At 39.4% G+C, this 12,893-nt stretch carries 12 protein-coding genes; 6 read left to right on the forward strand and 6 right to left on the reverse strand.

Features of this window, described 5'->3' with window-relative positions:
• Positions 1–87: 87 nt before the first annotated feature.
• The 6 genes from fliG to AC0UA9_RS11175 form a co-directional block, all read right to left on the reverse strand.
• Positions 88–1,143: a flagellar motor switch protein FliG gene (gene fliG, locus AC0UA9_RS11150; protein ID WP_475660061.1), complete on the reverse strand. Its 1,056-nt coding sequence runs from the start codon at positions 1,141–1,143 to the stop codon at positions 88–90.
• Positions 1,136–2,872 (reverse strand): flagellar basal-body MS-ring/collar protein FliF, encoded by a 1,737-nt coding sequence (fliF, locus tag AC0UA9_RS11155; RefSeq protein WP_475660214.1) that lies wholly within the window; start codon positions 2,870–2,872, stop codon positions 1,136–1,138. The genes fliG and fliF overlap by 8 nt, the downstream gene beginning before the upstream one ends.
• A gap of 115 nt (positions 2,873–2,987) precedes the next feature.
• Positions 2,988–3,350 (reverse strand): flagellar hook-basal body complex protein FliE, encoded by a 363-nt coding sequence (fliE, locus tag AC0UA9_RS11160; protein ID WP_475660063.1) that lies wholly within the window; start codon positions 3,348–3,350, stop codon positions 2,988–2,990.
• Positions 3,351–3,576: 226 nt separating this feature from the next.
• A complete protein-coding gene (locus tag AC0UA9_RS11165) occupies positions 3,577–4,917 on the reverse strand; it encodes a sigma-54-dependent transcriptional regulator (RefSeq protein ID WP_475660064.1) in 1,341 nt (446 codons plus the stop codon).
• The gene (locus AC0UA9_RS11170; protein ID WP_475660067.1) at positions 4,904–6,226 is read right to left on the reverse strand and encodes a sensor histidine kinase; all 1,323 of its coding nucleotides are present in this window, start codon (positions 6,224–6,226) and stop codon (positions 4,904–4,906) included. Before AC0UA9_RS11170 ends, AC0UA9_RS11165 begins: the two co-directional genes overlap by 14 nt.
• A 191-nt stretch (positions 6,227–6,417) precedes the next feature.
• Positions 6,418–7,935 carry a sigma-54 dependent transcriptional regulator gene (locus AC0UA9_RS11175; protein ID WP_475660068.1) on the reverse strand — a complete coding sequence of 506 codons (1,518 nt, stop codon included), beginning with the start codon at positions 7,933–7,935 and terminating at the stop codon, positions 6,418–6,420.
• Positions 7,936–8,275: 340 nt separating this feature from the next.
• Here AC0UA9_RS11175 and AC0UA9_RS11180 point away from each other — a divergent pair, with 340 nt between their 5' ends.
• From AC0UA9_RS11180 to AC0UA9_RS11205, 6 genes are all read left to right on the forward strand, one after another.
• Positions 8,276–8,581, forward strand: a complete 306-nt coding sequence (locus AC0UA9_RS11180) for a hypothetical protein (protein ID WP_475660069.1) — start codon at positions 8,276–8,278, stop codon at positions 8,579–8,581.
• Between the two features lie 123 nt (positions 8,582–8,704).
• Positions 8,705–9,103 carry a flagellar export chaperone FliS gene (gene fliS, locus AC0UA9_RS11185; RefSeq protein WP_475660070.1) on the forward strand — a complete coding sequence of 133 codons (399 nt, stop codon included), beginning with the start codon at positions 8,705–8,707 and terminating at the stop codon, positions 9,101–9,103.
• The gene (locus AC0UA9_RS11190) at positions 9,103–9,498 is read left to right on the forward strand and encodes a hypothetical protein (protein ID WP_475660071.1); all 396 of its coding nucleotides are present in this window, start codon (positions 9,103–9,105) and stop codon (positions 9,496–9,498) included. Before fliS ends, AC0UA9_RS11190 begins: the two co-directional genes overlap by 1 nt.
• 211 nt (positions 9,499–9,709) lie before the next feature.
• Positions 9,710–10,711 carry a UDP-N-acetylglucosamine 4,6-dehydratase (inverting) gene (gene pseB, locus AC0UA9_RS11195; RefSeq protein ID WP_475660072.1) on the forward strand — a complete coding sequence of 334 codons (1,002 nt, stop codon included), beginning with the start codon at positions 9,710–9,712 and terminating at the stop codon, positions 10,709–10,711.
• An 8-nt stretch (positions 10,712–10,719) separates the two neighbouring features.
• Positions 10,720–11,922, forward strand: a complete 1,203-nt coding sequence (gene pseC, locus AC0UA9_RS11200; RefSeq protein ID WP_475660215.1) for a UDP-4-amino-4,6-dideoxy-N-acetyl-beta-L-altrosamine transaminase — start codon at positions 10,720–10,722, stop codon at positions 11,920–11,922.
• Positions 11,922–12,833: an aldo/keto reductase gene (locus tag AC0UA9_RS11205; protein WP_475660074.1), complete on the forward strand. Its 912-nt coding sequence runs from the start codon at positions 11,922–11,924 to the stop codon at positions 12,831–12,833. The genes pseC and AC0UA9_RS11205 overlap by 1 nt, the downstream gene beginning before the upstream one ends.
• Positions 12,834–12,893: the final 60 nt, after the last annotated feature.

Genomic DNA, 12,893 nt, shown 5'->3' on the forward strand with positions numbered 1-12,893 from the left:
TAATGCATTCGCAATACTGCACTCTTCATGGTGTAATTATATCGCTTGCTTTAGGGTTAACTCATTACAAATACTGCTAGATATTGGCTATAGGAACTCATCACCGCCGCCGCCGCCCAGCATAATTTCACCAGCGTCAGATAACCGACGAGCAACCGCAAGAATTTCTTTTTGTGCAATTTCTACATCACTAACGCGTACAGGCCCCATGGCTTCAAGATCATCCACTAACATGTCAGCGGCACGTTTAGACATATTGCTAAGAAACTTCTCTTTAAGTGCTTCATCAGCCCCTTTAATGGCTTTCATTAATGAGTCTTGCTCAACTTCTCGCAATATTGACTGCATACCACGGTCGTCAACATCAATTAAGTTTTCAAAAACAAACATTAAATCTTGTATCTGTTGGCTCATCTCTTCATCGTTTTCACGCATAGAGTCCATCAATATACCTTCAACATTGGTATCAAGGTAGTTCATGATATCAGCCGCTGCTTTTAAACCGCCCATTTTGGCTGCTTGAGCACCAGCTTGGCCAGCAAATTGTTTTTCCATAATTTCATTTAATTCTTGTAGCGCCGCTGGTTGTACTTCTTCTAAGTTAGCAATACGCATCATTAAATCTAAGCGTACTTTGTCCGTAAATTGACTCATGATTTCAGCAGATTGTTCTGGTGCTAAATAAGAGAGCACAATAGTTTGAATTTGCGGGTGCTCATTTCTAATAATATTAGCAACCTGCTTAGAGTCCATCCATTTTAAAGAGTCTAACCCTTTAGAGGCTCCTCCCATCACAATTTGATCAATTAAGTTACCCGCTTTATCTTCACCTAGCGCTGCGGTTAATGCTTTACGCACAAAATCTTCACTTTGAAAACCAATAGTTGAGAAGTTTTGAATGTCATGAATAAACTGTTTGTGTACAGCGGTAATTTTTTCTTGGGTAAAGTCTTCCATTGCCGCCATAACCGTACCAACTTGTTGTACTTGTTTTGGCTCTAAATGTTTTAAAATTTGTGCAGCATCTTCTTCTGACAAGCTTAATAAGAGAATCGCAGCCTTTTCACTGCCTTCTAGTTTATTGATGTCAAAATTTGATTTTGCAGCGGCAAGGTCTCCGCCTACTTGATATTCATCACTCATCTTCGGTCAACCAACTTTTAACTACTTGAGACGACAATTCAGGTTCATTAGCAACTAAGGCTCGCACTGCTTTTAATATATCTTCATCACGGTGAAGATCAGGTAATTGTAAACTACCATCTGAAGCAAAACCAACGTTACCCGCATCGAAGTCTGAGGTTAGCATATCCATGGTTTCATCACCAAGGTCTATATGGCTATCAAGTGATTTATCACCGTAATCCTGTGGTGTTTGGTCTGGGTAAATTAAACGTTTCAACATGGGACGAACAACCGCCATAATTAATACAATAATGACCAAGGCAGCCATAATAAGCTTAACAAGTTTTAAGAACCAAAGTTGCTCCCACATAGGGGCAACATCATCTTCGCCAAAATCAACCCGGTTAAATGGAATGGTAATGACTTCTAATACATCACCACGTTGAAGATCAAAGCCGATACTGCCTTGCAATAAGCGGCGAATAGAAGCAATTTCTGTCACACTTCTTGGCTGTTTAGCTGCTGCAGATGCTTGCGTTTCTGTACTATTTTCATCACTGGCATCTGGAGTTGGTATTGCGCTGTCTACATAATCTAGGGCTACCGACACACTTACTCTGCGAATAACACCCGTTTGTTGTTTTGTATGACTAATAGCTTCATCCAGCTCATAGTTTTTAGTGGATTCTGTATGCTTTCTACTGGGTGAAGGTTTTTGTTGCTGACCGAGTGCATTTTCTGGAATAGCAGATTCTAGCGGGGGCTGGTTCGTTAATGCGCCTGGTATACCCCCTAATAAACCACCAACAGTACTGTCTTCTACTTTCATTTCGCTACGTAGTGCGGGTAAGTCTGAATTATAACGACGTGCAGTTTCTTCTACGTTAGTAAAGTCCATTGTAACATCAACTTGCGCGGTATAATTACCTAAGCCTACGACAGGAATTAGAATATTATCTATTTTGTCCATGTATTCTTTTTCACGCTTTTGCTCTATATCAAGCTCATTACGTGAGCGAGCCGAAACGGAGCTTTGGCTACCTGAGTTCAATAACCGCCCATTTTGGTCGGTCACTGTGACACGGTTTGGGCTTAAGCCTTGCACTGCTGAAGCCACTATATCGACGACAGCATCAACTTCTTCCACTGATAATAAACGTCCGCGTTGCAAAGTAAGCACTACGGTTGCTGAAGGGTTTTTCTCGCGACGGGCAAAAATATTTTCTCTTGGGATAGCGAGTAAAACTTGCGCTTTTGAAATACTTTGTAATTGCTCTATTGTTTTAGCTACACGTTGCTCTCTGCCATATTTTAAGCGTTCACGTTCAACACGCTGACTAACACCAAAGCCCATGTCTTTCATAACCATATCTTCGCCTTGTGATGGCTCAGTTGATAAACCTTCACGGGCCAATAATAACTTTATTGTTTGGTATTCATCAGCTGGTACAGACAATGTGTTGTTTTCTTGACGGTAATCTACTTTATTTGCATCAAGAAAATCCATGGTTTTAATGAGCTCTTCAGTGGGTTGTTTAGCTAAGAAACGATATTCAGGCTCATTAGCCAACATAATAACAAACACTGCAATTGCTAAACATATTGATAACGCCACCACCAACGTAATTTGACGTAACGTATCAGCATTACCTAACATAGCCGCAAAGCCTGATTGCTGCTCTTGCATAGCATTATCATCACCTGAATCATTAGCGAGCATTGTACTATCGTTATCAGTTGCTACCATTGAATTTGTATCTGCCACTTTATTTCTCCGCTTACTACGTTATTTTTAGCGCTAGGCTGTAAGTTGTTGGTTTTGGGTGCTAGTTTGCTACTTCCCCCTCAACCTACCCTACCAGCTAAACAGGCATACTCATGATTTCTTTATAAGCTTCAACAAACTTATTACGCACTTGTACCGTGGCATCTAAGGCAACGCCTGACTTTGATGAGGCAATCATTACATCACCTAAAGTAACGCTGTCGTCGCCCATTTCAAAGGCCATTTTTTTTGCGCCTGTATCTTGTTGCAGTTCGTGTACTGTTTGTAATGCATCGTTAAGTAAATTACCAAAGTCATTACTAGAAGTATTAATTTTATCGGTAGCATTAACACCTGATACGCCTTGCATATCACCGCCAACCGTAGGGAGTTGGTTGCCTGATGCTTGTAATGACATACTTTGCATTTGTGCAAATAAAGAATTAGTACTTATGTCCATGGTCATCTCACTTGTGTCAATTTATTGTTATAACGCAATAAAAATTATCTATAATTAGTAAGCATGCAAGCATAATGCCAAAAGAAATTTAAGGCTAATTGACTTTTAAGAGTTAAGTGTTGTGAGTTAAGTGTGGGGTATAAAGTTAAGCGCTAAAGAGCAACTAACGTGAAAAACCCCGCTAAAAAACGGGGTTAATAAAACGCTAACAAAACTAACATTCACACTACGCCGGTATTTTAATACCTGAGTCGCGCATTTTTGCAATTTTGTAACGTAAAGTTCTTGGGCTAATACCCAAGCGCTCGGCAACTTCTTTTCGGCTACCGTGGCAAGCATGTAACGTATCTAAAATTATCTGGTGCTCTTGTAGTTTTAATTCATTGCCAAGTTTATCGTCTACCACCACGGCTTTGTTATGACTGTCAATACTGGCTGTTTCAAAACTTTCAATCAGTAAATCACCTGCATCTATGACTTGATTTGTGTGCAAAATTAATGCTCTTTGGATTACATTGTCAAGTTCACGTACATTACCTGGCCAATGATAAGCACTTAATTTACTGCGAGCTGCTGCGCTAAGTTCAGCAATTTTATCACCCTTTTTTTGGCAATGACTAGACACGATATGTTGTGCTAGCGGGATAATATCTCCTGGCCTTTCAGCCAAAGGTAACCAAGTAAGTGGAAACACATTTAACCGGTAGTATAAGTCTTCTCTAAAATCACCTTGGCTTACTGCTTCTTGAAGGTTTCTATTGCTAGTGGCGATCACCCTAACATCTAACTTTATTGTTTTTCTTCCGCCTAAACGCTCAACTTCGCGCTCTTGCAATACTCGTAAAATTTTAGCCTGTAAGCCTAAGTCCATTTCAGTGATTTCATCAAGTAAAATAGTGCCACCTTGCGCCTGTTCAAACTTACCCGGACACGCTTGAATTGCACCAGTAAAAGCACCTTTTTCATAGCCAAATAGTGTTGCTTCAAGCATATTTTCAGGGATTGCCGCACAGTTAATCGCAACAAAAGGTTGTTGGTTTCTTGGTGAGTTATTATGCACATATTGTGCAAGTACTTCTTTACCTGAGCCGCTTGGACCAAGCACCATGACCGAAGCGTCTGTTGTAGCAACTTTACGTGCTAAACTCAGTAGCTCTACACTATTTTTATCAGCGACTATTGGTGTATTTTTACTGACTGTAGACAATGGAATGTACTGACTAACCATATTCAGCAATACTTCCGGCGAAAAGGGCTTAGCGATATAGTTACAAGCACCATCTTGCATTGCTTGTACAGCATCATCTATTGTGCCGTAAGCTGTCATCAATAACACCGGTAAATTAGGGTAATTGACTTTAATATTTTTTAATAACGACAACCCTGACATACCGCCCATTTGTACATCACTTACCACAATATCAACAGATTGCGCTTTCAGTGCTAGTAACGCGCTTTCGCCAGAGTCGGCCTCAATACATTGATAATGTGCTAATGTAAGCGTATCAATCAATGCCTCTCGTAAACCGGCATCATCTTCAACCACTAATATTTTATGCTGACTCATGAGACTTCTCCTGTTGGTTTGCTGTTTGTACTGGCTGAGCCTGTGTTGCAGCTGCTTGTCCTAATAAAGGTAGCTTTATACAAAAATGTGCACCTTCTCCTGCCTTACCCAAGTAATTAACTTGCCCTTGATGAGCCTCTACTACGGATTTAACTACCGCAAGACCGAGTCCAGTCCCTTTACTGCTAGAGGTATAAAAAGGCTCAAATATTTTATCTATATTCTTACTACTAATACCTGCACCATTATCTTTTACACTGACGTAAACCGACTGGTTTTGTTGATACACTTGAATGTTAATAATAGCTTGCTCAATCTGGGGGGAGTTAGTTGCACGCAATGCATTATCGAGTAAGTTTTGAATTGCGCCTGTTAAAGCATTTTTGTTTGCTAAGATAGTACAGTCACTCTCGGGTAAGCCTATATTTACTTGTGCATTAACTTTGCTGGTTAAAGCTTCCATTGACTGAACTGAGTTATTAATTAAGTCGTTTACTGATATCGACTCAACCACTTGCTCATTGCCACTTTTTGAAAATAACAGCATGTCGTTCACTTGCTGCTCTAAATCATGTAACCGCGACGTAAGCTTTTTTTGAAAGCTTGCATGCGACTCACTAGACAAGTTTTTATTCGACAAGTTAGCGCTATATAAAATAGCCGCAGACAATGGCGTACGAATTTGGTGCGCTAGCGTTGATACCATACGACCTAAAGATGATAACCGTTGCATTTGACCGACTTTATCTTGCAATAAGCGTGTTTCGGTTAAGTCAGTGATCATGATCAATTGACCTGGTTGCTCACCTAAGCTGGCAATCTCTAACTTTACTCGACGCCCATCTTTTAGTGATACTTCGTGCCAGTCATCTGCTCTGGGTTTAAATGAGCGCGCTATTACACTAAACCAAGGTTGCCCTAAAATGGGTTCGTCGAGTAAACCACGGGCAACCTTATTTATTTTAACTACCACACCATTACCATCGAGCATAACAAGGCCAGTTGGCATCATTTCAATAAGCTCATCTGCCATTTGTGTATTACCAGAATACTGCAGCTGGGGCTGTGCAAAGTTCATCGCTGCATGTGAAGCATTTGTAGACGACATTTGTTCAGCCGCTACTTTATTTTTCGCTTGATAGTCTTTAGTACTTTGTTGTTTTTCAGCTACTTGGGCACGTAATGCGGCTAACTCACCAGGAAAGGCTTCTTTTTCTAACAAGGTTGTTTTGGCCAATGCATGGGCAGGCAAAGTGGGTGTTACTGGGTTAAAACCATTGTTAGCGATAAAGTGCTGTGCAAGTGCCATAAAATCAACATCCAAATAAAAATTTAGTTCATGTTGAATGATGCACTTTGTGTACCAATATTTTAACTTTATTTATCAATAGCCTACAACAAAACCTTGCTGTCAAAGTTTTGGCTTTAGCGACTTGCTAGCGCTATTAGTTGAGAGGATAGAAAACAGTGTGAGAGAATAAAGTCTGTGCAAGGGGTACGTTATTCGGTTGGCTTTTGTAAATGATATTTACGCATTTTCTCAACCAAAGTTGTTCTGCGCATACCTAAAGTTTCAGCGGCACGGGCAACAACGTAATCATGCTTATATAATGCTTGTGAAATAAGTGACACTTCTAACTCAGCCAAATGCTCTTTTAAGTTAATCCCTGCTGCTGGCAACACGCCGCTTGTGTTAATGCTAGTGTCGCTGCTTGCTTCATCAATAAACTGATCGCCAGTTTCACTGTCAGCTTCATCACTTTCATCGTCGTCATCGTCAAAGTCGCCAAACAATTCGTTGATCGCTTCTCTTTCTTGTAACTCTTCAGGGTATTGAGGTGTGTATTCTTCTACCTCTATATGTTGGTACTTTTTTGGGAGCTCAGCTACATCGACAATTTGGTCGCCGTACATAATTAACATACGCTCAATTAAATTAGATAATTCACGTACATTACCTGCCCAGCCATGCTCCATTAGTGACTCTATCGCTTTGTCAGTAAAGCGCACCGTTCTTTTTTGCTCTTGCTCAAAGCGCGTGAGTAATTCTTTTAATAGTAAAGGAATATCTTCTTTTCTGTCTCGCAACGCTGGGCTTTCAATAGGGAAAACATTTAAACGATAAAACAAGTCTTCACGAAAATCGCCTGTTTTGATCATTGACTCTAAGTCTTGATGGGTTGCGGCAATAATACGCACATCTGCTTTTAAGCTTTTACTGCCACCAACACGTTCAAATGTTCGCTCCTGCAATACTCGCAACAGCTTAACTTGCATTGGCTGTGGCATATCGCCAATTTCATCTAAAAATAACGTACCACCCTCTGCTAGTTCAAACCGCCCTTTGCGCGTTGAAATAGCGCCAGTGAATGCGCCCTTTTCATGACCGAACAACTCACTCTCTAATAGCTCGGCTGGAATTGCGCCACAGTTTACCGGCACAAAAGCACCTTGGGCACGGTCAGACAAGTTATGGATATTGCGCGCAATCACTTCTTTCCCTGTGCCTGACTCTCCTAGCACTAAGACACTGGCTGGATTTTTTGCTACTTGCTCAATTAAAAAACGCACATCATGCATTAGCTTGCTTGTACCAACTAGTGAGCGAAATAAGGCGCTTGAGTGGAACTTTTGCCCTGTGCGCGGCAATTTATTATGGTATTGATGGCAATGGTGAATCAACTCCGTGAGCTGGGCATAGTTTAATGGTGTACTTACACTAGCAATAATATTGACGTAACCCGTTAAAACATTAGCATCAATAACATCATGCAATAAAAAAGGGACTTTAGGGTTTTGCTCAACAAGCTGCACTACTTCAGGTGACACATCACCTGAAAGTATAGCAGTTAGCAAGTGCTCACTTTCCTGGAGGTACTTACTAGCCTGTGCTTGCGTGCACTGAAGAAAGTGTTCACCAATAAAAGATAACACCGTTGCCATTTGATGCGACCTACTGGCATCATCATCAATAATAAGAATTTGTTTATAACCTTGAGGATGACGTATTGAGTTCATAAGCAACTGTTAATTATATCGATTAGAGTAAAGCTAATGATTATCTTAACAACTACTTAGAAATTGGCAACAAAAAATTGACACTAACAAGCGCTTTGTTTGTCATTCTTTTGTCGCTTTATAAGAGTTACCCCCATTATCAGTTCATTCTCTTTATAAAAATAATAAAGAAAATATAAAGGCTGCCGATAATGATTATATACGTTAAAATTACAGCTTAACGTTGACACGTTAAGCGTTAAACTAATATGCTCAACATACCAAACCAATGGCTATTAAAAAATAATGGCACAGTTTATGAATAAGACATTCTACCTCTAGCAATTCAATGGGAAATAACATGCTTATATTAAATGGTAGTGCTGAATACATGGTTATCAATGGCGAACACGGTAAAGGTAATAGACATGGTTTTAATATGTTTGTTAAAAGTGATGACCTCAATAGTCAATTAGAGGCGATAGAAAGTTATCTGGTCGCGCGAGGTTGGGATAACATTGAAATTACTGATAACGGTCTTATTGAAAATATTGAAGGCATTAATCACGCTGTGCTAATTGAAGCGTTTAAAAAAGCACAAGCTGAAGGCCTTGCGGTTGTCATTAATAATAACGCAATAGCAACCAATACAGTGGCAGCTAATTAAGCGCCACTTACCACATAAAGTGTATGAACTATACAGTCTTTGAACTATAGAACAACTAGTTCAACCATGGTAAACATACACTATATTAACACCTTATTGGTATTACTATTTTTGGAGTAAAAAATGGCTCATTTATCATTAAAAAAGTATCAACAAACAACGGTAAGTAACGCGGGTGAGGCCTCTCCTTACCAATTAGTCGCCATGTTGTTTCAAAAATTATTGGATAATATTGCCACAGCTAAAGGGGCTATTACCCAAAAAGATTATGCCAAGAAAGGGGCGCAAATCTCAAATGCCATCGCTATTTTAGGTGTACTAGAAGGCGCATTAGACCATGAGCAAGGGGGCGAGATTTCAAGTAACTTGTCTGCCTTGTATACCTTTTGTTCAGAGAAATTATTTGAAGCTAGTAGTACCAATGATATTGAGTTACTGAATGAAATTGCACTGATTATTATTCCTATCAAATCAGGCTGGGATTCAATTCCGCTTGAAGAGCAAGGTAAGGTAAGCTTTTAGTGTTTAACACTGAGCCCAACGAAATAAATACCAAGCTTAATGCTATCATTGAAGTATCACAACAGCTACTGTCGCAACTTGATATGCAACTGCGCCAAGTGATTAATGTTAATGATGAAACGTTATTAACAGACAACTTATCGACCAGTACTGAGCAACAGATAGGTAATGAGCAATTACTGAACTTAACCTCAGTGCGTGACTCACTTATTAACCAACTTTTTAAAGAGTATACACAAGAGCAGCTTAGCGCTGAACTAACAATGCTTAATGAAATAGTTACGCTTGATAAGCAACTGGCTGAGTTATCACAAAATAATAAACAAGCATTAGCACAGCAAATAAAAAAGTTAAAACAAAGCAGTAAAGTCAGGGATATTTATCAAAAGTATTAATTGAACCTATTAACTAAATCACGACACACTTTGTAAAAACACTACATTAACACCCTTTAGCTAGCACATAACAGACGCTTATCTATTAACTTCTAGTACCACAAACCTAAAACGTAAAGGCTATATTCAATTAAAAAGTTAATTGGTATATTATATGCTTATATTAGAGAATAAATAATTAATAAAAACAACCCAATAGGTATCTAAAGCAATGTTCAACAATAAAAGCATTCTCATCACTGGTGGTACTGGCTCATTCGGGAACAAATACGTTAAAACGCTACTTGAGCGCTACTCACCTAAAAAAATAATTATTTACTCTCGCGATGAACTTAAACAATTTGAGATGCAGCAAGAGTTTAATCAGCCTTGCATGCGTTACTTTATTGGTGATGTCCGTGATAAAGAACGTTTGATACAAGCGATGAATGGTGTTGACTTTGTTATCCATGCCGCTGCTTTAAAGCAAGTACCTGCGGCTGAATACAACCCTACCGAGTGTATCAAAACCAATATAAAGGGAGCTGAAAACATTATTGCCGCAGCCCTTGCTAATAATGTAGAGCGGGTCATTGCACTCTCTACCGATAAGGCAGCAAACCCAGTCAACTTATATGGGGCGACAAAACTTGTTTCCGATAAATTATTTGTTGCCGCCAACAATATGTCAGGTGGTTACCGTACATTATTTTCTGTCGTGCGTTATGGTAATGTTGTTGGCTCTAGAGGGTCTGTTGTGCCTTTTTTTCAAAAGTTAATTAATGACGGCGCAACCGAACTCCCTGTCACTCATGATGAAATGACACGCTTTTGGATCACTTTACAAGACGGCGTAGATTTTGTACTAAAAAACTTTGAACGTATGCTAGGTGGTGAAATTTTTGTGCCTAAAATTCCTTCGATGCGCATAGTAGATCTTGCTAAAGCCATGGCACCTAACTTACCGATTAAAATTATTGGTATTCGTCCCGGTGAAAAGTTACATGAAATTATGTGCCCGTCTGACGACTCTTATCACACCTTTGAATATGACGACCATTTTGTTATAGCACCATCCATCATTTTTTCAAGCCGCAGTAACGATTTCACTATCAATGCGCTTAATGAAAAAGGCAAACAAGTTGCTCATGGTTATGAATACAACTCTTTGAACAATGAATGTTTTTTGTCAACACAAGAACTACTCGACTTTAATGACTTAGCAGAACTGTAATGAGTGCTATGATCCCTTATGGTAAACAAGATATTAACCAAGACGATATCAATGCTGTGTTAGACGTTTTAACTTCTGACTTTTTAACACAAGGGTCAAAAGTACCGTTATTTGAGCAAGCAATTGCGCAAAAATGCCAAGCCCGTTTTGGCATTGCAGCAAATAGCGCAACTTCTGCCTTACATATCGCCAATTTAGCCCTAGGCGTGGGCAAAGGTGATCTCGTATGGACCACGCCAATCACCTTTGTCGCCACGGCCAACAGCGCATTATATTGTGGCGCGACAGTCGACTTTGTTGATATTGACTTAACCACAGGCAATATGTGCGTTAATGCGTTAGCAAATAAGCTAATGCTTGCTAAAAAAACTAATACTTTACCTAAGGTGGTTATTCCGGTTCACCTTGCGGGGCAATCGTGTGATATGGCGGCGATACATGCCTTATCACTGAAATATCATTTTAATATTATTGAAGATGCATCCCATGCCATAGGCGCCTCATACAAAGGAAAACCTGTAGGTAGCTGCCAATATGCTGATATTAGCGTTTTTAGTTTTCACCCGGTAAAAATTATCACCACAGCTGAAGGTGGTTTAGCGGTAACTAATAATAAAACACTCGCTCAAGCAATGCGAAAACTTCGCAGCCATGGCATAGTGTCTGATGAAGCAAGCATGACCGAGTCTTCTCACGGCCCTTGGTATTATCAACAGGTTGGCTTAGGTTTTAATTACCGCATGACTGAATTACAAGCGGCTTTAGGCCTTAGCCAAATAAATCGATTAGAACAATTTGTTAATAAAAGAAATGAATTAGCAAAAGTATACGACCGCGCCTTCGCCAATTCTTCTTTGACCTGTTTAACGCCAGCTAAAGACGCTTATTCTTCTTATCATTTATATATAGTGCTATTACCAAAGCTTGAACAAGGTTTACAAAAAGTTAAACACAAAGCCATTATTACCGCGCTCAGAGAAAAAAACATTTGCGCGCACCTGCATTATATTCCCGTTCATACACAACCATATTATCAACAATTAGGTTTTAACGTCGGCGATTTTCCTATTGCCGAAGAATATTACCAACGGGCAATATCATTACCTTTATACCCAAATTTAGGCGCACAAGCACAAGCGTACATTATTGAAACCTTATTAACTGAAATGAAAAAAGTAGACAACAGGCTAAATGTTACAGGTAAAAACTAATGGAGTTGGCCTTAGGTACTGCTCAGTTTGGTTTAGATTACGGTATTAGCAATCAGCAAGGACAAGTGCCGCCGAGCCAAGTTAACGACATATTACAACAGGCGATAGCTTTAGGTATTAACACGTTAGACTGCGCAGGTGCTTATGGAGACAGTGAAAAAACACTCGGTGAGCTAGGTGCTAGTGAGCACTTTAACTTAATCAGTAAAATACCGGCATTAACGGCAAAACAACGCTCTATTCTGCCTTTTATTGAGCAAAGCTTCGTTAATTTACACTGTAACAAACTAGAGACAGTATTATTTCATCAAGCCGATAATTTACTTGCACACCCAAATAGATTGCAGTTATTTTCTCAATTGGCTTCACTTAAAGAACAGCAGCTCGTAAAAAATATTGGCGTATCCGTCTATAGCCCTGAACAATTAATAGCGATAGCGCAATGTTACTCAATTGATACTGCGCAAGTGCCAATTAATATTTTTGACCAACGTTTTCTCTCCCCTAATATAATTCAGTTATGTTGCGATAAACGAATTAAACTGCATGCGAGATCGCTTTTTTTGCAAGGTCTACTCTTAATTGAAGAAAAAGAACTAAGTCCTTACTTTGCCCCTTACCAACATAAGCTTAAAGCTTTTAGTGCACTAGCTCAGCATTTATCTTGCTCAAAATTAGCCTTAGCACTCGCACTATTGGCACAAGATTCGCTTAACAAAGAGAAGAAAGGCGGATATCCAGTTGACTCTGTCATTGAAAAATTAGTTATTGGGGTCTGTAATACACAACAATTAACTGAAGTAGTAACCGCTTACCAGCAGGCAAGGAGCTTAGCTGTAACAAGTGAGGAACTCTCTTTATTAGCTGATACACGATTAGGCTTTATTAATCCTAGCTTATGGCAAATTTAGTAAGTATTACTGATATTAATATAAATCATAAATCAGTAACGTATAAAAAGATGGAAAATA

This window comes from Colwellia sp. F1 (genome assembly GCF_056238625.1).